Here is a 17,861-nt window from a genome sequence, read left to right on the forward strand (position 1 = left end):
GGACAATCACATGAGCTTAAGTGATGAAGAACAATTCGACAGCTTAAAGTCGTTCGCCAAAAAATATGGTTCTGCCATGATTAGCGGAATTCTCATTGCGTTGATTGCCTTTTTTGGGTGGACATACTGGCAAAAAAAGAATCTGGCAACTAGTCAGGTAGAAACTGCAAAAGTACAGCAGTTAATGGATGAGGCAAATGCGAGTGCCGATAATCCGAATGCTTTAAGTTCAGTAACTGCATCAGCAGATAAAATTGTAAAAGATGATATCGACTCTGTTCAGGCCATACAGACTCAATTTGTATTAGCAAAATTAGCCTATGAAAAACAGGATTATGCTGCTGCTGAAAAAGCCTTAAAGAAAGTTGAAAACTCAAAAGTTAAAGATGAAGGTTTGATTCAGGTTGTAAAATTGCGTTTAGCAGATGCACAATTGGCGCAAAACAAATATGATGAAGCATTAAAAACTTTGTCTGGTAACGTCGATCCTGCGTTTAAAGCAACGGTAGAAGAGTTACGTGGTGATATCTTTGTTGCTAAGAAAGATGTTGATTCTGCTAAAAAAGCGTATCAGGCAGCTTGGAATTCGTTACTAGAACGTAAACAAGAGCGACAAATTTTACAAATTAAACTCGAAAGTGTTGGCGTTTTAGTTGAAGATCCACAGATTGAGCGCCCAATTTTGGAAACACAGGTGGAAGAGTCTTAATGAATCAGAAATTCAAACTGCCTTTGGCAATTGCAATCGCATCGGCTGTACTGGTGGGATGTTCTAGTAATAAAGTAAAAGAAGTTAAACCTAATCCTCTACCGAAATTGACCGAGTCGAAAAAGACCTTAACGCCAGTGTTTTCGCGTAGTGTTTCTTCTACTGATAAAGCTGATCCATTACGTTTGCAACTTGATGCAAACGATGGTGTGGTTTTCACTCTTGATCCAAAAGGTGAAGTCGCTGCATATCGTGGTAAACAACGCATTTGGGAAAAGAAAGTCAGCAAATTAGGCTTGAGTTCTGGTGTTGAAGCTGCTGAAGGAATTGTTGTTGTTGGTAACAGTAAAGGTCAACTCTTTGCACTAGATCAGGCAACAGGCGAACAGAAGTGGACTGCACAGTTATCTGGCGCATTGTTAAGCCCGTCATTGGTTCAATCTGGACGTGTTATTACCATTGCGAATGATGGTACTGTATTTGCGCATGATGCTACTTCAGGCCAACAAGTTTGGGCTTATAAGTTACCGAATATCCAATTTAGTTTGCGTGGTCAGGCATCACCAGTGAGCCTTGATCCTCGTACTGTATTAATTGCTTCTGCGAATGCATATGTTTATGCAATTGATACCATTAGTGGTATTCCGCGTTTCCAACGTCGTGTTGCAGTAAGTGAAGGTCGTTCTGATATTCAACGTTTAATTGATATCGATGGTGATCCTACTGTAGCTGGACAGTTTATGGTAACGACCAGTTTCCAAGGTCAAGTGACTGTAACCGATCTTGCTTCTCAACGTGTCGTTTGGAGTGAAGATTCGAGCAGTACTAAACGTCCAGAAGTTTATGACAATAAAGTATTTGTCTCTTCAACAGATGGTAAGTTAACAGCTTACGATTTAGCATCTGGTGAAAAAATCTGGGAAAATGATAGTTTGTTAAACCGTCATTTAAGTAATCCAGTTGTGCTAGGACAAGATCTTGTTGTAGGTGATTTAGATGGCGTATTACATCTTGTTGAACCAACAACAGGTAAGTTAATTGGTCGTTCAAAAACAAGTGGTGAAGTTAATACATTACGTGTTATCGAAAACCAACTTTATGTTTCGACCCGAAAAGGCGATTTAAGTATTTGGCAGAATCGTTAATTTTGTTCGCTTGTGCTAAAATAAGCGCTTAACAAATTATGCTGTTAAAAATATCGGGGTGTTTGAATTAAATCAGTTCAAAGCCCCGTCTTTTATTATGGTCATCTCTGACCTTAAAATATATCTCCTGTACTGTTTTTAATGCTCATGCCATGAGATATGGCTGGTCTTGAATTAAGGTTATTGTATGAAACCCGTTATTGCGCTCATTGGTCGTCCGAATGTCGGAAAATCAACGTTATTTAACCAGATTACCAAGAGTCGTGATGCACTTGTAGCCGACTTCGCGGGCCTGACTCGTGACCGTAAATATGGTGATGCGACTTATCAGAATAAGTCTTTTATTGTCGTTGATACTGGCGGTATTGGTGAAAATGAGGGCGGTATTGATAACTACATGGCCGAGCAGTCAAAAACGGCAATTAATGAAGCAGACATCATTATTTTTGTGGTTGATGCTCGTGCTGGTTTATTGGCTTCAGATGAGCAAATTGCCCGTGAACTACGTACTTTGGGCAAGAAAATTTATCTTGTTGCAAACAAAGTAGATGGCGTTCATGCAGAAGCGGCTTTGGTTGAATTCTACAAGCTTGGTATGGGTGAACCTTTACAAGTTGCTGCCAGCCATGGTCGTGGTGTGCAGCAAATGCTTGAAGATGTTCTTGAGAATGTTCCTGAAGACGAAAGTGAAGAAGAACATGACAAAGCAACAGGTTTACGTTTAGCCATTATTGGCCGTCCAAACGTTGGTAAATCTACCTTGGTCAATCGATTACTTGGCGAAGATCGTGTAGTAGCATTTGACCAACCTGGTACAACCCGCGATTCGATTTATATTCCTTTTGAACGTGATGGTCGTCAATACACATTAATTGACACAGCTGGTGTGCGTCGTAAGGGTAAAGTAGAAGAAATGATTGAGAAATTCTCAATTGTGAAAACGCTACAAGCCATTAAAGATGCACATGTGGTTGTTGTGGTTCTCGATGCTCGTGAAGGAGTTGTTGAGCAAGATTTGCATTTAATTGGTTACGCACTTGAAGCTGGGCGTGCCATGATGATCGCTATTAATAAATGGGATAACATGACCGAATATGATCGCAAACAATGTAAATTGGATGTTGATCGTCGTTTTGACTTTATTCCATGGGCGAAAGTACACCTTATTTCTGCATTGCATGGTACGGGTGTAGGGGATATGTATCCAACTATTCACCGTGCTTATGATTCATCGCATTTAAAAGTTTCACCTGCGAAATTAACCCAAATTTTGAATGATGCTACAGATGCACATCAACCGCCAATGGTGAGTGGAAAACGTATTAAAATGCGTTACGCGCATATGGGTGGACAGAACCCACCAACGATTGTGATCCATGGTAATAAGGTTGATAAGACTCCTGCGGATTATCGTCGTTACTTAGAAAACGTGTTCCGTAAAGTATATAAACTTGAAGGTACACCAGTTCGTATTGACTTTAAAACTTCTGAAAACCCGTTTGAAGGTCGTAAGAGTCAAATTGATGAACGTACTGCTGCGCGTCGTCGTCGCTACATTCAGAAATTTAAAAAAGCAGAGAAAAAATTTAATCGTTAAGCTTTTTGACATTCAAAAACCCAAAGTTTTCTTTGGGTTTTTTATTGCAAATAAATGAGCACGTGCCAAGAGTTATGAAAAAGTGTGAGTAATAAACGTAATTTTTTGTAAATTTTATAACGAATGCTATAATCAGCATCTTTATAAAATAATTTATATTTCTACAGAATAACGTGGCTTAGGGTTCATTTTTTAGCATGGTAACATTACATCTTGCTCAGCTTATATTTACACATGCTCAGCCCTCGTACGCAGCTCTCGACTGCATCCCTGCGATGCAGCGCAGACGCTTATCGCCCTTAGCTAAACTTGCTTTAAATAGCGCGATCGGTGCATTAGATGGTAATAAAGCTGATTATATTGTTTGGGTGTCAAAGTATGGTGATGAGGCCAAAACTTTAAATATCTTAAAAGATGTTTTAAATGAACAAACTCCATCGCCTACACAATTTTCAACGTCTGTTCATAATGCAATTTCCGGGCTTTATTCTATTTTATGTCAGGTTGATACTCCCTCTACAAGCTTAAGCTGTTCATGGACTGAAAGTTTGATTGAGGCATATGCACTTTTAAAGTCAATGACTGATATCAAGCGGGTTCTAGTCGTTGCTTATGATGAGCCATTACCTAATATTTATGCTGAGGCAGTCGATTTTTCTGCCTATGCGATGGCTGCTGTCGTTACTCTAGAGCAACCTAATTTACAAATTACTGCGTGGATGCATACAGATGAAGCAGATGCTCCTGCTTTTGCTCATTTTTGGCAGGATGCTGACCAGTTAACATCTGCATTTGGGTGGAACAAATGCTAAATCTTAAAAACCTCAAGCAAAAAAGTAATTATTGCTGGCGTGTGGCTGCTACTGGTTTTAGTTTTGCCAGTTTTGGGCTGGGTGGTATGGCCATTGCCTCAGTGATTGCACCAGTACTAAATGCGACAACCTCTGATTCTGAAGAGCGTCAGCAGCGTGCACAAAATGTGATTAAACATAGTTTTAAAGGCTTTACCGAAATGATGGTCAAACTTGGCATCATGACTTATTCGGTAGAAGGCTTGGAAAAGCTACAAAATAGTCGTCAAGAGTTGGTGATTGCCAATCATCCGACTTTGATTGATGTTGTAGTACTAATTGGTATGATGCAGCAGGCTAATTGTGTTGTGAAGCAGTCTCTTTGGTCGAACCCATTTACCAAAGGACCTGTACAAAGCGCAGGCTATATTTTAAATGCAGGTTCTCAGCAGTTTGTTGAAGACTGTGTAAAGCGTCTAAAAGAAAACAATGCGGCTTCTCTTTTAATTTTTCCGGAAGGAACGCGCACTGAAAAAGGGATGACCCTCAACGAATTTCAGCGAGGCGCAGCCAATATTGCCATTCGCGCAAATGTACCAATTCGTCCAGTAATTATTACCTGCACACCATCTACATTAACCAAGAATGAAAAATGGTATCACGTACCATCTCAACCATTTCATATCGAGGTTAAGGTTTTAGATGCGGTACAGGTATCAGATTTGTTAGATGATTTAACAGTAGGACCTAAACAAGTTCGTCAGTTAAGTCGTAGTTTTTATAAAATTTTTGATGAAGAGTTATCTTGAAATGAGCAATCTTGCTGATGAACTAAAGCAAATGATTATTGATGTTTTGGCACTAGAAGATATCACTATTGCGGATATTGATACAGAAGCTCCATTATTTGGAGAAGGCTTAGGATTAGACTCGATTGATGCACTTGAGTTGGGACTGGCTTTAAAAAAGCGTTACAACATTCATTTAAATGCAGAGTCGGATGAAACCAAACAGCATTTTAAATCAATCCAGAGTTTGGTTGCTTTAGTTGAAGCACAACAGAAGTCATAAGGAGCGTGATGATGTTATCTCAAGAGCAAGTATTAACTAAACTCCGTGAATGGATGGAAGATTTGTTTGAAATTGAACCGGAGTCTGTTCAACTCGATTCGAATCTTTATTCAGACCTTGATGTCGACAGTATTGACGCGGTTGATTTAGTTGTAAAAATTAAAGAGTTAACGGGCAAACAAGTAAAGCCTGAAGACTTTAAAAATGTGAGAACCGTACTTGATGTTGTGACGGTTATTCAGAACATGACTGCTGAATGAAGTTTATTCTTAAAGGGATAGTTGCAGCACTTTTTGTGCTGTATCCCTTTATTGTGGGTTGGAGTTTGACACACGGTCAATTCATTTGGGTAAGCCTATTACTCATCGGGTTGGGTGTCGTCAGACTTTTTGGTAAAGGTAACTCTTTATTATGGCCTTTAACCGGTTTTGCTATTGTTTGTGGCAGTCTGAGCTTATTGTCACATAATCATGCGTGGTTAAAGTTATATCCAGTTGGTATGAGTTTAGGCGCATTAATTATTTTTTCGCTGACACTCATCAAGCCGCCGTCTATGATTGAGCGCTTTGCCCGACTCGTTGAACCCGATTTACCTGATTCTGGGGTGCAGTGGACCAGACAGGTGACTAAAGTTTGGTGTGTTTTCTTTTTTTGTAATGCACTGATTGCTTTAAGCACTGTGCTTTTTACCTCAACTCAGGTTTGGGTCATTTATAATGGCTTTATTTCTTATGTGCTGATGGGCATTTTGTTCCTTGGTGAATTTATTTTGCGTAAGCGACATCAGCGTTTACATTCTTCAAATCATTAATTAAAAACTATGTATTGCCATTTTCAGAAATTCATCGATTCAGCTCAGCCATTTTGTATAGACGGTGCTCTGCACTCGACCAGTTTTAATTACTTTTGGCAGGATGTGGCCTTACAAGCTGCTGCAATTGCTCAAATGGAAAATCTAACTTGGGCTTTATGGGAAGCGGATAGCTATGAGTTTCTGGTTTTATTCTTTGCTGGTTTGCTAGCGAAAAAACAAGTACTTTTACCACCAAATCGAGTACGTGAACTAGAACAAGATTTTGCAGCACAGCAGATTTATTTTTTAAAACGTCCAGAAATTGGACAGGTTGTTCCTTTATCTTTAACCTTAGACGATGCTTTTTTAGAGCATGCTCAACTCTATTTTTATACATCAGGTTCAACTGGTGAACCTAAAAAAATCCCAAGAACACTCAAACAATTATTCAACGAAGTCCAAGGGTTAAGTCACAGCTTTACTTTTGATGAACATGCAATTGCGATTGCAACGGTTAGTCATCAACATATTTATGGATTACTGTTTAAATTACTGCTACCACTTGCTACTGGTCGAAGTTTTTATGTACCTCAAATGGCATTCCCAGAAGATGTGGTACAAGCTCAAAAACAGTTAGAAACGTTGGGATTAAGCAATTATTTGATCTCAAGTCCTGCATTATTAAAACGTTGGACAACTGATGTCGTTTTGCAACACTGTCAAATGGTCTTTAGTTCTGGTGGCAAGCTAGAAAGTGGTGTTCGCCCTTTCTTAAATCGTCCGATTATTGAAGTTTTGGGAAGTTCGGAAACTGGCGGTATTGCCCATCGTGCTAAAGATGAAGATGCTTGGACTGCATTTAGTAATGTGGCTATTCTGATTGAAGAGCAACAGCTTATGGTCAAGAGTAATCACGCCTTTGAGAATGATTGGATTACCACAGGTGATAGCGCCGCATGGACAGATGCAACATGTCAGACCTTTAAGTTGATGGGACGTACAGATCGAATTGTAAAACTTGAAGAAAAGCGCTTGAGTCTAGACGCGATTGAACAAAGTATTCAGGCTCTAGGTGTCGTAAAACACAGTCATGTATTGGTACTTGAACATGAGCAACGTCAAATATTGGGTTGTATTGTTGTTCTGACAGAACAAGCTCGTGAGCAGTTACAACAGCAAGGTAAGTCCGCTTTTGTCAGCCATTTAAAACAACAATTAAAAGACAGCTTGGAAACAATCGCGATTCCTCGTCAATGGCGTTTCCTCAGCCAGTTACCACAAAATACTCAGTCCAAGCTCAATAAAAACTATTTGAAAACTCTATTTAAGCCTATGTTACAACCCGTGGTGCTGTCACAGTCTCAAAATTCAGATGACTATATTTGGGAGTTAGAATTTCCACCTGAATTAGCGTGTTTTAAAGGGCATTTTCCAACGCAACCGATTTATCCTGGAGTTGGGCAGATCGGTTTTTTACAACATTTTGCTAAATCAATTTGGTCTGATTTGAGCTGGTGTCAGGGATATGAACAGTTAAAATTTCAAAACCTGATTCGTCCGTATGCTGTGGTACAACTCAAGCTTGCTCGAAAAGAGCATAAAGTGAGTTTTGAACTACGTGATTCAGAACAGATTCTAGCTTCAGGGCGATTATTATTTGCTTTGCAAACGGAAGTAGAGGGTTAAAAATGCAGACCAATTACGGCTTTGTTGTTCCGGTTTATAACCATCCACATTATTTAGCAGATTTAATTTCTTATCTGGACAGATTTCATCTACCGATTGTGTTGGTCAATGATGGAAGTGATGATGCTTGTAGCCAAATTTTAAAAGCATTGGCAGAGCAATATTCTCAAATTCATCTTATTGAGCATGATGTGAATAAGGGTAAGGGACAAGCCGTAATAACTGGTTTACGTGTAGCCTATGAGCTTGGTTTAAGCCATGCGTTACAACTCGATTCAGATGGTCAACACTGCTGGGATGATATTCCAAAATTTATTGAGCAGTCTCGACAAAATCCAGATGCAATGGTAATTGGTCAGCCATATTTTGATGCCTCTATTCCTAAAAAGCGCTTATATGGCCGTTACATCACCCATTTTTGGGTGTGGTTAAATAGTTTGTCTTTTGAAATTAAAGACAGCATGTGCGGGTTTCGCGTGTATCCGCTCGCGAGCACGATAAAAGTTTTAAATAGTGCTAAATTCCAGCCACGTATGGGTTTTGATAGTGAAATTTTAGTACGTTTAAAATGGGAAAATACTCCTTTTATTAATGTACCAACACCTGTGGTTTATCCAGAGCAGGGTATTTCTCATTTTCATGCTTGGCGAGATAACTTAGGACTAAGCAAAGCGCATGCAACTTTGTTTATGGGCATGCTGATTCGCTTACCGAAGCTATTAAAACAAAAGCTGCAAGGTTAATTATGACAGATTCAGCGTCACCAAAATGGAACGACATTAAAGAGCGAGGAGGTATGTTGCCCCTTATGCTGATGTTGTGGTTTTATCGTTTTGGTGGACGTTGGTTATGCAAGTTGGTGATGTACTTCGTTATTATGTGGTACTGGTTATTTGCAGCCACAGCAAGACAGGCTTCCTTAATTTATTTACAAAAACTGCATCATTTTGCAGGATCACAGACTCCCTTTAGCCACCAACCAAATTGGACAAACAGCTACGCGCATTTCATGCAATTTGGTGAATGTATTTTAGATAAGATTGAGGGCTGGCTAGGTAATATTCCTGAGCAGGAACTGCAAGTTTTTGGACATGAAAACTTCTCTCAATATTATCAAAAAGGTGCTCTGATTATTGTCTCTCACTTTGGCAATATTGAATTGCTTCGAGCCATTAAGTCAGAGCATCCGCAGAAAATTAATGTGCTGGTTTACCAAAAGCACGCGACAAAATTTAATGAGTTTTTGAAAAAAATAAATGATAAGGCGGATGTCTGTCTTTTATCAGTTGATGAACTTGGTATTGAAACTGCAATGTTGCTGCAAGACAAAATGCAGCAAGGCGAGTGGGTCATTGTGGCGGCAGATCGAGTGCCTGTGCAGTCAGATCGTGTACAGCATGTTGATTTTTTAGGGGAGTCAGCAGCTTTCCCTCAAGGTGCATGGATTTTAGCAAATTTACTCAAAGTACCTGTTATTGCGGTGTTTTGCTATCGGGTGCAACAGCAGTTTCAAGTGCATATCCATTCAATTGCTGAGCAGATAAATTTACCTCGTGCTAACCGTATTGAAAGTATGCAAACCATCACTAAAACGTACGTTGCCGTATTAGAACAGCATTGTCTGCGTGCCCCTTATCAATGGTTTAATTTTTATAATTTTTGGACGAAATAACATGCGTGTGTTAACCGTAGGTGAACAGCCACTGAGTATTGAAGATGTCGTTTCTGTAGCCAGAGGCGAATGTCAGGTTGCTTTACCTGAAACGTCTGAGTGGCGTGAACTGATTCAAAAAGGCGCTGATTTTCTTGATCAGCTCCTTGAAGAAGAAGGGGTTATCTACGGGGTGACTACGGGTTATGGTGACTCATGTTTGGTTGAAGTGCCGTTGCATCAGGTTAATGAACTACCGCTGCATCTTTCTCGTTTTCATGGTTGTGGTTTAGGTGAAAATTTAGATGTCATTACTGCACGTGCAGTAGTTGTGACTCGATTATGCTCATTAGCTCGCGGTTATTCAGGTGTATCGATAGCACTACTTGAGCGTTTGGTGTGGCTACTCAACGAAAATGTGATTCCAGTCATTCCATCTGAAGGTTCAGTCGGGGCAAGTGGTGACTTAACGCCGTTGTCTTACATTGCGGGAACTTTAGTCGGCGAGCGTGATGTCTATGTCGATGGACAAATTGTTCCAGTTGCTCACGTGTATGCTGAAAAGAATATGCAGCCTTTAACGCTTAGACCTAAAGAAGGTTTAGCGCTCATGAACGGCACAGCGGTGATGACGGCGATTGCTTGTTTAAATTATAAAAAAGCAGAGCAAATTGCACTTGCAAGTACTTTAATTACTGCTCTAAATGTATTGGCTTTAGAAGGTAATCCTAGTCATTTTGATGAAGTCTTGTTTGCACAAAAACCGCATCCGGGGCAGCAGCAAATAGCCAAGCAATTACGTGATTGGCTGAACAGTGAAGTACAAACGGCACATCAAAGTCCGCGTTTGCAAGACCGTTATTCATTACGCTGTGCGCCGCATATTATTGGGGTGTTTGAAGACTCAAAAGTATGGTTACGTCAGTTTATTGAAAATGAGCTGAATTCAAGTAACGACAATCCATTGATTGATCCAGTAGGGATGCGTGTATTGCATGGCGGTCATTTTTACGGTGGACACATTGCACAGGCAATGGATAGCTTAAAAATTATGATTGCCAATATTGCTGACTTGATGGATAGACAGATTGCACAGCTAGTCGATCATAAAATGAATCATGGCTTACCACGTAATTTAACGGGTGCAACAGCAGAGCGTTTGCCGCTGAATCATGGTTTTAAAGCGGTGCAAATCGGAGTATCGGCGTGGACGGCTGAAGCCTTGAAAAACACTTTGGCAGCTTCAATTTTTTCACGTTCAACCGAATGTCATAACCAAGATAAAGTTAGCATGGGAACCATTGCTGCACGTGATGCGAGCCGCGTAATTACCTTAACACAGCAAGTCATTGCAGCTCTTTGCTGCGCGAGTGTGCAGGCGATTCACTTGAAAGGCCTCACCACACAGTTAAGTCCAACATTGCAGGCATTTATGCAATGGACCTTACAAAGCTTTGCATTTGTCGAAGAAGACCGACCATTACAAACCGAATTACAACAGATTGTTGATCGTTTAGACCAACTTGAATTGTTTAATCAACCAGAATTTATGGGATAAGGTGAGCCAATGCATGCAGATGTAATCATTGAAATTCCATTTCATGATGTCGATACCATGAATGTGGTTTGGCATGGACACTATTTAAAATATTTTGAGATTGCGCGCTGCAAATTGCTCGATCAATTTCATTACAACTATATGCAGATGAAAGAATCAGGCTATGCATGGCCTGTGATTGAAAGCCATGTTCGCTATGCATACGGTATCGAGTTTGAACAAAAGATTCGGGTTCGGGCCATTTTAAAAGAATGGGAAAACCGTTTGAAAATTGATTATTTGATTTTTGATGCTGAGTCAGGAAAACGTTTAACCAAAGGTTATACCACACAGGTAGCGGTGAATATTGAAGCTCGTGAAATGTGTTTTCAATCGCCACAGGTTTTGTTTGATCGCTTGAATGCATGGTCTGAGTTTCAACCGAAGAGGAATGTGTGATGTCTCAATTCATCAAAACTTTAGGTTTAGGTGCTGCTGTTTGGATGAGCAGTTTAAGTGCGGTCTATGCAGCGCCAACACAGATCACTCAAATTTTTCAGCAACTGTCACAGTCTCCTACGGTTCGTGCTGATTTTGAACAGCAAAAAAAATTGCCATCGTTGAATAAAACTTTTGTATCGAACGGCTCTTTGTTGTTCTCAAAATCTTATGGTGTAGCGTGGCAAATCAAGCGACCTGTGCAAGCAGATTTGATTGTTACCCCAACCAAATTGGTACAGAAAACTCAGCGTACATTTAGCCAAATACAAGTTGATCAATCACCATATAGTTCGGTCGCGACTTTATTCTTACAGCTCATGTCTGGTAATGAACAGGCCTTAGCAAAGAATTTTAATGTAGTAAGTGCGAATTATAGTCCAGCGGGTTGGAGCATGAGCTTAACTCCGAAAAGTAGCTTGTTTAAAAAGTTATTTGTGCGTGTTGATGCTCAAGGTCAACAGTACGTTAACCAAATCGTGATTACCGAGAAAGCGAATAATTTAACGACCATTCGCTTTAGTCACCAGACTTCTCAACCGACGACTCTAACGGCTGCTGAGCATGCGATTTTCCAACTGGCAAAATAAGTTCACCGCGCTTTGGTTAATTGCCCTACTATTGGTTGCTGTGGGGCTTGGCGTGACGTGGCTGAATAAAGATATTCATATTCAAACTAATATTTTTGCGTTATTGCCTAAAGTTCAGCAGGACCCAGAACTTGCACGTACTCAGCAGTACATGAATGAGCAACTCAACAATAAAGTATTTGTGGTGGTCGATGCCAAAGATGAAGCTGCGATACAACAAGCGACTCATTTCTTAACAGCGCAGGCCAAGCAAAGCCAGTTGTGGCAACCGCTGAAGCCACAACTTGATTTTGATCAATTTGCAAAACAGTTGTATCAACATCGCGCAGGCTTGTTGAGTGCTCAAGATCAAGCCTTATTGCAAAAAAAGGATTATGCTGCGCTGACTGAACAAAGTCTGATGCAAATGATGAGTCCAGGCATGCCTGTCACTGCTGAGTCACTTAAGCAAGACCCGCTATTATTGTTCCCTCGTTATGCCATGCAGTTGGTAACCCCGTCGCAACAAGATATTGAAATGGAGCAGGGGTTTGCCACGATTCATCATGAGCAAGGTATCTCTCGGCTTTTCGTATTACAGTTGACGCAAAGCCCATACAATATTGATTACCAAGAACAGACCTCTACTTGGATTGAGCAAACTAAGCAGAAGTTAGCTTCAATGGGATTAAAATCTCATTGGACTGGAACTATTTTATTTTCAAATTTTGGAACACAATCGGCTAAACAGGAAATCTCAACCATTGGTGTTGGCTCGACATTGGGCTTAATTTTTCTGGTTTGGTTCGGCTTTCGCTCACTGCGACCTTTGGCGACCGAGTTTATTGCAGTTTCGACTGGAAGCTTTGTGGCGTTTGCGGTCACACATTGGGTGTTTGGTGAAATTCACCTGATGACATTAGTGTTTGGTGCAAGTTTGATTGGTGTCTGTGTCGACTTTTCATTTTATTTTATGGCGATGCAATCGCAGCATAGAAAGCTTGATGGTTTTCAAATTTTAAAACCACTATTACCAAGTTTGTTTATGGGCTTAATGACCACATTGGTTGCTTACATCTTTTTGAGTTTTACTCCGTTTCCTGGGTTCAAGCAGATTGCAGTCTTTTCAATTGTAGGATTAACTGCGGCGTGGATTAGTAGTGTACTGCTATTACCAAGATTACCTGCACTCAATGCCCAGCCTGCAATAAAAGCACTGTCGTGGATTGGACAAGCACGGTTATGGTTTCAGCAACGAACTACAGTCCGTTATAGCTTGATTGCAGTCATTTTAGCAGTAGGTACGGCGAGTCTTTTCTATCTTAAAAGTAACGATGATATTCGTAACTTACAAGGTATGGACGCGAGCTTAAAACAACAAGACCAAGCGGTTCGTGAGCAATTTGGCCAGCAACAAAGTAGTGATTATTTTGTGGTGCGTGCAGCATCGGCAAATGAAATGCAGCAACAAGAGCAGCGACTGATTGGACATTTGCAACAGTTACAGTCACAAGGGAAAATCAGTGCATTTCAAGCTTTGGGACAATGGATTCCACCATTGGCAGAGCAGCAAAATAATCTACAACTATTAAGAAATATTCCAAAAGCGACTTTGCAGCAATATGCACAAAGCATGGGGCTAAATGTTAATGACGTTTTACAGTGGCAACAGCAACTGACAGCACAACCGTTATTAGATTTTGCGGTATTTAAAGATCATCCTTTAGCTTTTTTACAATCTCAAGCCAATGAACGATTAGTGATAGTGACAGGGGCAAAACAGCCTGAAGTGTTAAAGCAGCTTCAGAATGAGCATATACATTTCCAACAACCGATTACCGAAATGTCGCAAATGTTTGCTGAACATCGAGTACAGGCTCAACATCTTCTGATTTATGCCTTAATTGGTCTGGCAGTTGGTTTGGCGCTTATTTATGGATTAAGTTCGATTGTGCCTTTGGTCCTGCCAGTCAGCTTGGCATTACTGAGCACTTTTGCTATTCAGGCATGGTTAGGCGTTGAAATAAATTTGTTTAGTATTATGGCCACTTTTCTGATTATTGGGATTGGTGTCGACTATGCAATTTTCTACCGACATGGACATGATCACCCGCAAGTAGTTGGAATGGCATTATTTTTATGTATGATGTCGACCTTACTTGGCTTTGGATTACTTTCATTTAGCCATACTTATGCAATCCATTGTTTTGGTTTAACGGTTTTATTCGGGGTTATTTTCTCGTTTATCTATGCGACTTTGTTAACCCCTGCAGATGAAAAACATATTGTAAATTTACAAGACCATTCATAATTTGAATAAATTAAAAAGGAAGTTGTGCTATGAGCACTATAGAAAAAATTGATGTCGTGATTATTGGGGCTGGGCCATCAGGTAGTTCTGCTGCTGCACTTCTTCGAAAAAAGGGCTATACCGTTACGGTCATTGAAAAACAGCATTTTCCTCGTTTTTCGATTGGTGAATCATTGCTACCGCAGTCTATGGGATTTTTAGAAGAGGCTGGTTTATTAGAAACAGTCCGTGAGCATGTTGAACAATATGCTTTTCAATTTAAAAATGGGGCAGCTTTTCTACGTGGCAAACAGCGTAGTTTTTATGACTTTACAGAAAAATTTACGGATGGTCCAGGAACAACTTGGCAAGTTCGCCGTGCAGATTTTGACAATTTGCTAGCAAGACAGGCTCAAGTTTATGGCGCAGACATACGCTTTGGACATGAGGTTTTAGATGTTGATGTTGTATCTGAACAGCCTGTACTTACCGTGTTAGATAAAGAACAACGGCGTTATCAGATTCAAACTAAATTCTTGTTAGATGCGAGTGGTTTTGGGCGGATTTTGCCAAAGTTATTAGATTTAGAGAGCCCATCAAATTTTCCGGTACGACGAGCACTGTTTACCCATATTGAAGATGGAATTACAGATGATCCTGAATTTGACCGTAATAAAATTTTAATTACTGTCCATGAAAAAGATCATCGTGCATGGTATTGGCTGATTCCATTTGCAGATGGACGTGCTTCTTTCGGTATCGTTGCAGAACAAGATTTTTTTGACAAATACACGGTCGAAAATGCTGAAGATAACGAACCTGAGGCAATGTTTAAGCGTATTTTGGCTGATGAACCAAGCTTGTCACATGTCTTGCGCCATGCAAAGTTTGATACACCAGTGCGTACTTTGGTGGGCTACTCAGCGAATGTAAAACACTTGGCAGACCGCAACTATGCGCTATTAGGTAATGCGGGTGAATTTCTTGATCCGGTCTTTTCATCAGGTGTGACGATTGCTCTTAAATCTTCAAGTTTGGCGGTTCCTTTGGTTGAACGAGTTTTACAAGGTGAGCAAGTCGACTGGTTAGAAGAATATGAAAAACCATTACGCCGCGGCATTCAGGTATTTCGTGCCTATGTTGAGTCATGGTACGAAGGCGAGTTCCAAGATGTGGTGTTCTCGCAAAATCAAAATGAAGGTATTCGCCGTATGATTTCTTCATTATTGGCTGGTTATGCGTGGGATGAAAAAAATCCGATTCATAAAAATGCCAAACGTAGACTCAGCACCTTGGCAGAATATTGTCGTGAAGGCTTGGCGCAAGAACAGGTACTTGAGGGATAACCATGCAACGCAAATGGGCAACGATATTACTCAGTAGCTTTATATTTTTAAATGGTTGTCAGGTCATGCCACATGCCAAAGGATTGCAAAGTCCACTATGGCAAGCTCAGACTTATCAACGGCAAGATCAGGTTGAAGTTCAGTGGAAGCAGCAAAGTTTTAGCTTCTTGTTATATCAACAGCAAAAGGGTGCTGTACTGGATATGGTCGCTTTGAGCTTGACAGGGCAGCAATTATTTCAGTTACAGTTTGATGGGCATCGGGTTCATGTTGAACAGCGTATTGATCAAATGCGTTTATTGCCTTTTGAGTTTGTAGTGCGTGACCTTTTGTTTGCGACATACCCTCAGTTTTCGCATTTAGGGCAGCAAGCTGTAGAGATGAAACAACAAGCAGACAAGCAGGTTGTTTATATTGAAAAGCAATCTGTATTGCAGCTTAAACAGGGACAAGGAAGCATTGAATTGATTAATGAACAAGTCCCTTATACCATGACGCTGAGTTCGATTGAGAACACCTTGCAGACAGAAGAAAGTTCTACGCCATGAAACATTTACCTTCAGCAAATGCAGCTCCAATGGTAGTAGGCATACAATTTAGTGTTGGTTTATCTGCATTAGGCTGCGAATTTAATCAAATTAAACAGGCATTACAACAGCCGCAGCAAACCTTGAGTTTGCGAGATGATTTAATCGCTGATCGTGATGTTTGGGTGGGACAATATACATATCCATTATGTTCGAGCGTACCTGATGCTTTACAGTCTGTAGATTCACGTAATCTACGTTTTGCATTAACCGCATTATCCGAAATTGAAACAGAGTTAAAAGCTTATACGGCATCCTTTGAAAATAAACGTTTGGCCATTGTGGTGGGCACATCTACTTCTGGTATTGCAGATAATGAATTGTTACTTAAGCAATATTTTCAAGGGAAAACCGATCTATCGATATCTCATTATCCTCAAGAAATGAGTTGTTTAGCGAAAGCATTGCAGCAGTACTTAGGATGGGAAGGGCCAGCCTATACGATTTCAACAGCTTGTTCTTCAAGTGCTAAAGCATTAGCTGCAGGGCAGAGATTACTTCACGCAGATTTAGCTGATGTTGTGCTAGTCGGTGGCGTCGATACCTTGTGTAAGTTGACTCTAAATGGATTTAATAGTCTAGAGAGTTTATCTGAACATATTTGCCAACCCTGCGGTCTAAACCGTGATGGTATTAATATTGGTGAAGCCGCTGCGTTTTTTGTACTAAGTAAAGAACAAGCCCCTGTCATGTTAATGGGAGCGGGTGAATCTATGGATGCATGGCACATTTCGGCCCCGCACCCTGAAGGTAAAGGTGCTGCTTTAGCTATGCAACGTGCATTAGATATGGCACATATTTCCGCTCAAGAGGTGGGTTATATCAACTTGCATGGAACAGCAACTCCACAAAATGACGCAATGGAAATTAAGGCTGTAAGGCAAGTTTTTGGTGATTACCAAGTTGCTTTGAGTAGTACCAAACATAAAACTGGACATTGCCTCGGTGCAGCGGGTGCCATCGAAGCTTTTATTTGTGAGCAAGTTTTAAAAGATCAAAGTTGGTTGCCTTTACATCAAAGTGGTGAGGTTGATCCAGATTTGGCCGATCAAAACTATGTGCAAGAATCCGAGTTAACACAGCCCATTCGCTATGTCATGAGTAATTCTTTCGCTTTTGGGGGAAGTAATATTAGTCTTGTTTTTGGAGTGAAACCCTAATGAAACTGGATGCAATTCAATATATTCCTCATGAGCAACCGATGGTATTTATTGACCATTTAATCGAGGTTGCAGAAGGGCGGGCGCAAGCAGAACTCACGATTACGCCAGAGCTGATGTTTTGTGAAGCAGAAGGTTTGCCGACATGGGCAAGCATTGAAATTATGGCACAAACGATTAGTGCTTATTCAGGCTGGCAAGGTCAGCAGTCAAAACAAGCACCAAAAGTCGGTTTTTTATTGGGAACACGTAAGTTAAATTTACCGATCCCTTATTTCGCCTTGGGTTCTCGATTGATCATTCAAATAGAACAACAATATTTTCATGAAGGACTTGGGCAATTTTCCTGTGAAATTCAATATGCTGAGCACTGCATTCAGGCAACGTTAAGTGTATTTGAGCCAACAGAATCACCATTTGAATAACCACAA

Annotated in this window: 19 protein-coding genes; all 19 read left to right on the forward strand. The window is 40.4% G+C overall.

Annotated features, from left to right (window positions below; all coding sequences use genetic code 11):
* Positions 1–10 precede the first annotated feature (10 nt).
* The 19 genes from ACS125_RS06535 to ACS125_RS06625 all read left to right on the forward strand — a co-directional run bounded on the left by ACS125_RS06535 (position 11) and on the right by ACS125_RS06625 (position 17,855).
* Positions 11–709: a YfgM family protein gene (locus tag ACS125_RS06535; RefSeq protein WP_004794712.1), complete on the forward strand. Its 699-nt coding sequence runs from the start codon at positions 11–13 to the stop codon at positions 707–709.
* Complete coding sequence (gene bamB, locus ACS125_RS06540; protein ID WP_443271143.1) at positions 709–1,854, forward strand: outer membrane protein assembly factor BamB; 1,146 nt, start codon at positions 709–711, stop codon at positions 1,852–1,854. Before ACS125_RS06535 ends, bamB begins: the two co-directional genes overlap by 1 nt.
* Positions 1,855–2,041: 187 nt before the next feature.
* Positions 2,042–3,451, forward strand: coding sequence for a ribosome biogenesis GTPase Der (der, locus tag ACS125_RS06545; protein WP_004794708.1), 1,410 nt, complete (start codon positions 2,042–2,044; stop codon positions 3,449–3,451).
* Positions 3,452–3,648: 197 nt separating this feature from the next.
* The gene (locus ACS125_RS06550) at positions 3,649–4,263 is read left to right on the forward strand and encodes a beta-ketoacyl synthase chain length factor (RefSeq protein ID WP_443271145.1); all 615 of its coding nucleotides are present in this window, start codon (positions 3,649–3,651) and stop codon (positions 4,261–4,263) included.
* A complete protein-coding gene (locus ACS125_RS06555; protein WP_104075002.1) occupies positions 4,248–5,051 on the forward strand; it encodes a lysophospholipid acyltransferase family protein in 804 nt (267 codons plus the stop codon). The genes ACS125_RS06550 and ACS125_RS06555 overlap by 16 nt, the downstream gene beginning before the upstream one ends.
* A gap of 1 nt (position 5,052) precedes the next feature.
* A complete protein-coding gene (locus tag ACS125_RS06560; protein ID WP_000067033.1) occupies positions 5,053–5,313 on the forward strand; it encodes a phosphopantetheine-binding protein in 261 nt (86 codons plus the stop codon).
* 5 nt (positions 5,314–5,318) lie between these two features.
* Positions 5,319–5,573, forward strand: coding sequence for an acyl carrier protein (locus ACS125_RS06565; RefSeq protein ID WP_080649511.1), 255 nt, complete (start codon positions 5,319–5,321; stop codon positions 5,571–5,573).
* Entirely contained in the window at positions 5,570–6,124 is a 555-nt protein-coding gene (locus ACS125_RS06570; RefSeq protein WP_111855481.1) for a septation protein IspZ, read from the forward strand. Before ACS125_RS06565 ends, ACS125_RS06570 begins: the two co-directional genes overlap by 4 nt.
* A gap of 9 nt (positions 6,125–6,133) precedes the next feature.
* Positions 6,134–7,792 (forward strand): AMP-binding protein, encoded by a 1,659-nt coding sequence (locus ACS125_RS06575; protein WP_443271149.1) that lies wholly within the window; start codon positions 6,134–6,136, stop codon positions 7,790–7,792.
* A gap of 2 nt (positions 7,793–7,794) precedes the next feature.
* Entirely contained in the window at positions 7,795–8,535 is a 741-nt protein-coding gene (locus ACS125_RS06580; protein ID WP_443271151.1) for a glycosyltransferase family 2 protein, read from the forward strand.
* 2 nt (positions 8,536–8,537) lie between these two features.
* A complete protein-coding gene (locus tag ACS125_RS06585) occupies positions 8,538–9,464 on the forward strand; it encodes an LpxL/LpxP family acyltransferase (protein WP_443271153.1) in 927 nt (308 codons plus the stop codon).
* Between the two features lies 1 nt (position 9,465).
* Positions 9,466–11,001: an HAL/PAL/TAL family ammonia-lyase gene (locus ACS125_RS06590; RefSeq protein WP_443271155.1), complete on the forward strand. Its 1,536-nt coding sequence runs from the start codon at positions 9,466–9,468 to the stop codon at positions 10,999–11,001.
* A 9-nt stretch (positions 11,002–11,010) separates the two neighbouring features.
* Positions 11,011–11,439 (forward strand): acyl-CoA thioesterase, encoded by a 429-nt coding sequence (locus ACS125_RS06595; RefSeq protein WP_101664115.1) that lies wholly within the window; start codon positions 11,011–11,013, stop codon positions 11,437–11,439.
* Positions 11,439–12,068 carry a LolA family protein gene (locus ACS125_RS06600; RefSeq protein ID WP_004794688.1) on the forward strand — a complete coding sequence of 210 codons (630 nt, stop codon included), beginning with the start codon at positions 11,439–11,441 and terminating at the stop codon, positions 12,066–12,068. The genes ACS125_RS06595 and ACS125_RS06600 overlap by 1 nt, the downstream gene beginning before the upstream one ends.
* The gene (locus tag ACS125_RS06605; RefSeq protein WP_443271158.1) at positions 12,043–14,358 is read left to right on the forward strand and encodes an MMPL family transporter; all 2,316 of its coding nucleotides are present in this window, start codon (positions 12,043–12,045) and stop codon (positions 14,356–14,358) included. The genes ACS125_RS06600 and ACS125_RS06605 overlap by 26 nt, the downstream gene beginning before the upstream one ends.
* 29 nt (positions 14,359–14,387) lie before the next feature.
* Positions 14,388–15,683, forward strand: coding sequence for an NAD(P)/FAD-dependent oxidoreductase (locus ACS125_RS06610; protein ID WP_443271160.1), 1,296 nt, complete (start codon positions 14,388–14,390; stop codon positions 15,681–15,683).
* A 2-nt stretch (positions 15,684–15,685) separates the two neighbouring features.
* Positions 15,686–16,231, forward strand: coding sequence for a DUF3261 domain-containing protein (locus ACS125_RS06615; RefSeq protein WP_443271162.1), 546 nt, complete (start codon positions 15,686–15,688; stop codon positions 16,229–16,231).
* The gene (locus tag ACS125_RS06620) at positions 16,228–17,430 is read left to right on the forward strand and encodes a beta-ketoacyl-[acyl-carrier-protein] synthase family protein (protein ID WP_443271163.1); all 1,203 of its coding nucleotides are present in this window, start codon (positions 16,228–16,230) and stop codon (positions 17,428–17,430) included. Before ACS125_RS06615 ends, ACS125_RS06620 begins: the two co-directional genes overlap by 4 nt.
* Positions 17,430–17,855, forward strand: coding sequence for an ApeP family dehydratase (locus ACS125_RS06625; RefSeq protein WP_004794678.1), 426 nt, complete (start codon positions 17,430–17,432; stop codon positions 17,853–17,855). The genes ACS125_RS06620 and ACS125_RS06625 overlap by 1 nt, the downstream gene beginning before the upstream one ends.
* Positions 17,856–17,861: the final 6 nt, after the last annotated feature.

The sequence above is a fragment of the Acinetobacter sp. PFS20 genome, from assembly GCF_052261015.1.
Lineage (GTDB): Bacteria > Pseudomonadota > Gammaproteobacteria > Pseudomonadales > Moraxellaceae > Acinetobacter.

Coding starts and splice junctions, on each gene's coding strand:
- ACS125_RS06535 (WP_004794712.1), top strand. CDS start 11: ATGAGCTTAAGTGATGAAGAACAATTCGACAGCTTAAAGTCGTTCGCC.
- bamB (WP_443271143.1), top strand. CDS start 709: ATGAATCAGAAATTCAAACTGCCTTTGGCAATTGCAATCGCATCGGCT.
- der (WP_004794708.1), top strand. CDS start 2,042: ATGAAACCCGTTATTGCGCTCATTGGTCGTCCGAATGTCGGAAAATCA.
- ACS125_RS06550 (WP_443271145.1), top strand. CDS start 3,649: ATGGTAACATTACATCTTGCTCAGCTTATATTTACACATGCTCAGCCC.
- ACS125_RS06560 (WP_000067033.1), top strand. CDS start 5,053: ATGAGCAATCTTGCTGATGAACTAAAGCAAATGATTATTGATGTTTTG.
- ACS125_RS06570 (WP_111855481.1), top strand. CDS start 5,570: ATGAAGTTTATTCTTAAAGGGATAGTTGCAGCACTTTTTGTGCTGTAT.
- ACS125_RS06575 (WP_443271149.1), top strand. CDS start 6,134: ATGTATTGCCATTTTCAGAAATTCATCGATTCAGCTCAGCCATTTTGT.
- ACS125_RS06580 (WP_443271151.1), top strand. CDS start 7,795: ATGCAGACCAATTACGGCTTTGTTGTTCCGGTTTATAACCATCCACAT.
- ACS125_RS06585 (WP_443271153.1), top strand. CDS start 8,538: ATGACAGATTCAGCGTCACCAAAATGGAACGACATTAAAGAGCGAGGA.
- ACS125_RS06590 (WP_443271155.1), top strand. CDS start 9,466: ATGCGTGTGTTAACCGTAGGTGAACAGCCACTGAGTATTGAAGATGTC.
- ACS125_RS06595 (WP_101664115.1), top strand. CDS start 11,011: ATGCATGCAGATGTAATCATTGAAATTCCATTTCATGATGTCGATACC.
- ACS125_RS06600 (WP_004794688.1), top strand. CDS start 11,439: ATGTCTCAATTCATCAAAACTTTAGGTTTAGGTGCTGCTGTTTGGATG.
- ACS125_RS06605 (WP_443271158.1), top strand. CDS start 12,043: ATGCGATTTTCCAACTGGCAAAATAAGTTCACCGCGCTTTGGTTAATT.
- ACS125_RS06610 (WP_443271160.1), top strand. CDS start 14,388: ATGAGCACTATAGAAAAAATTGATGTCGTGATTATTGGGGCTGGGCCA.
- ACS125_RS06615 (WP_443271162.1), top strand. CDS start 15,686: ATGCAACGCAAATGGGCAACGATATTACTCAGTAGCTTTATATTTTTA.
- ACS125_RS06620 (WP_443271163.1), top strand. CDS start 16,228: ATGAAACATTTACCTTCAGCAAATGCAGCTCCAATGGTAGTAGGCATA.
- ACS125_RS06625 (WP_004794678.1), top strand. CDS start 17,430: ATGAAACTGGATGCAATTCAATATATTCCTCATGAGCAACCGATGGTA.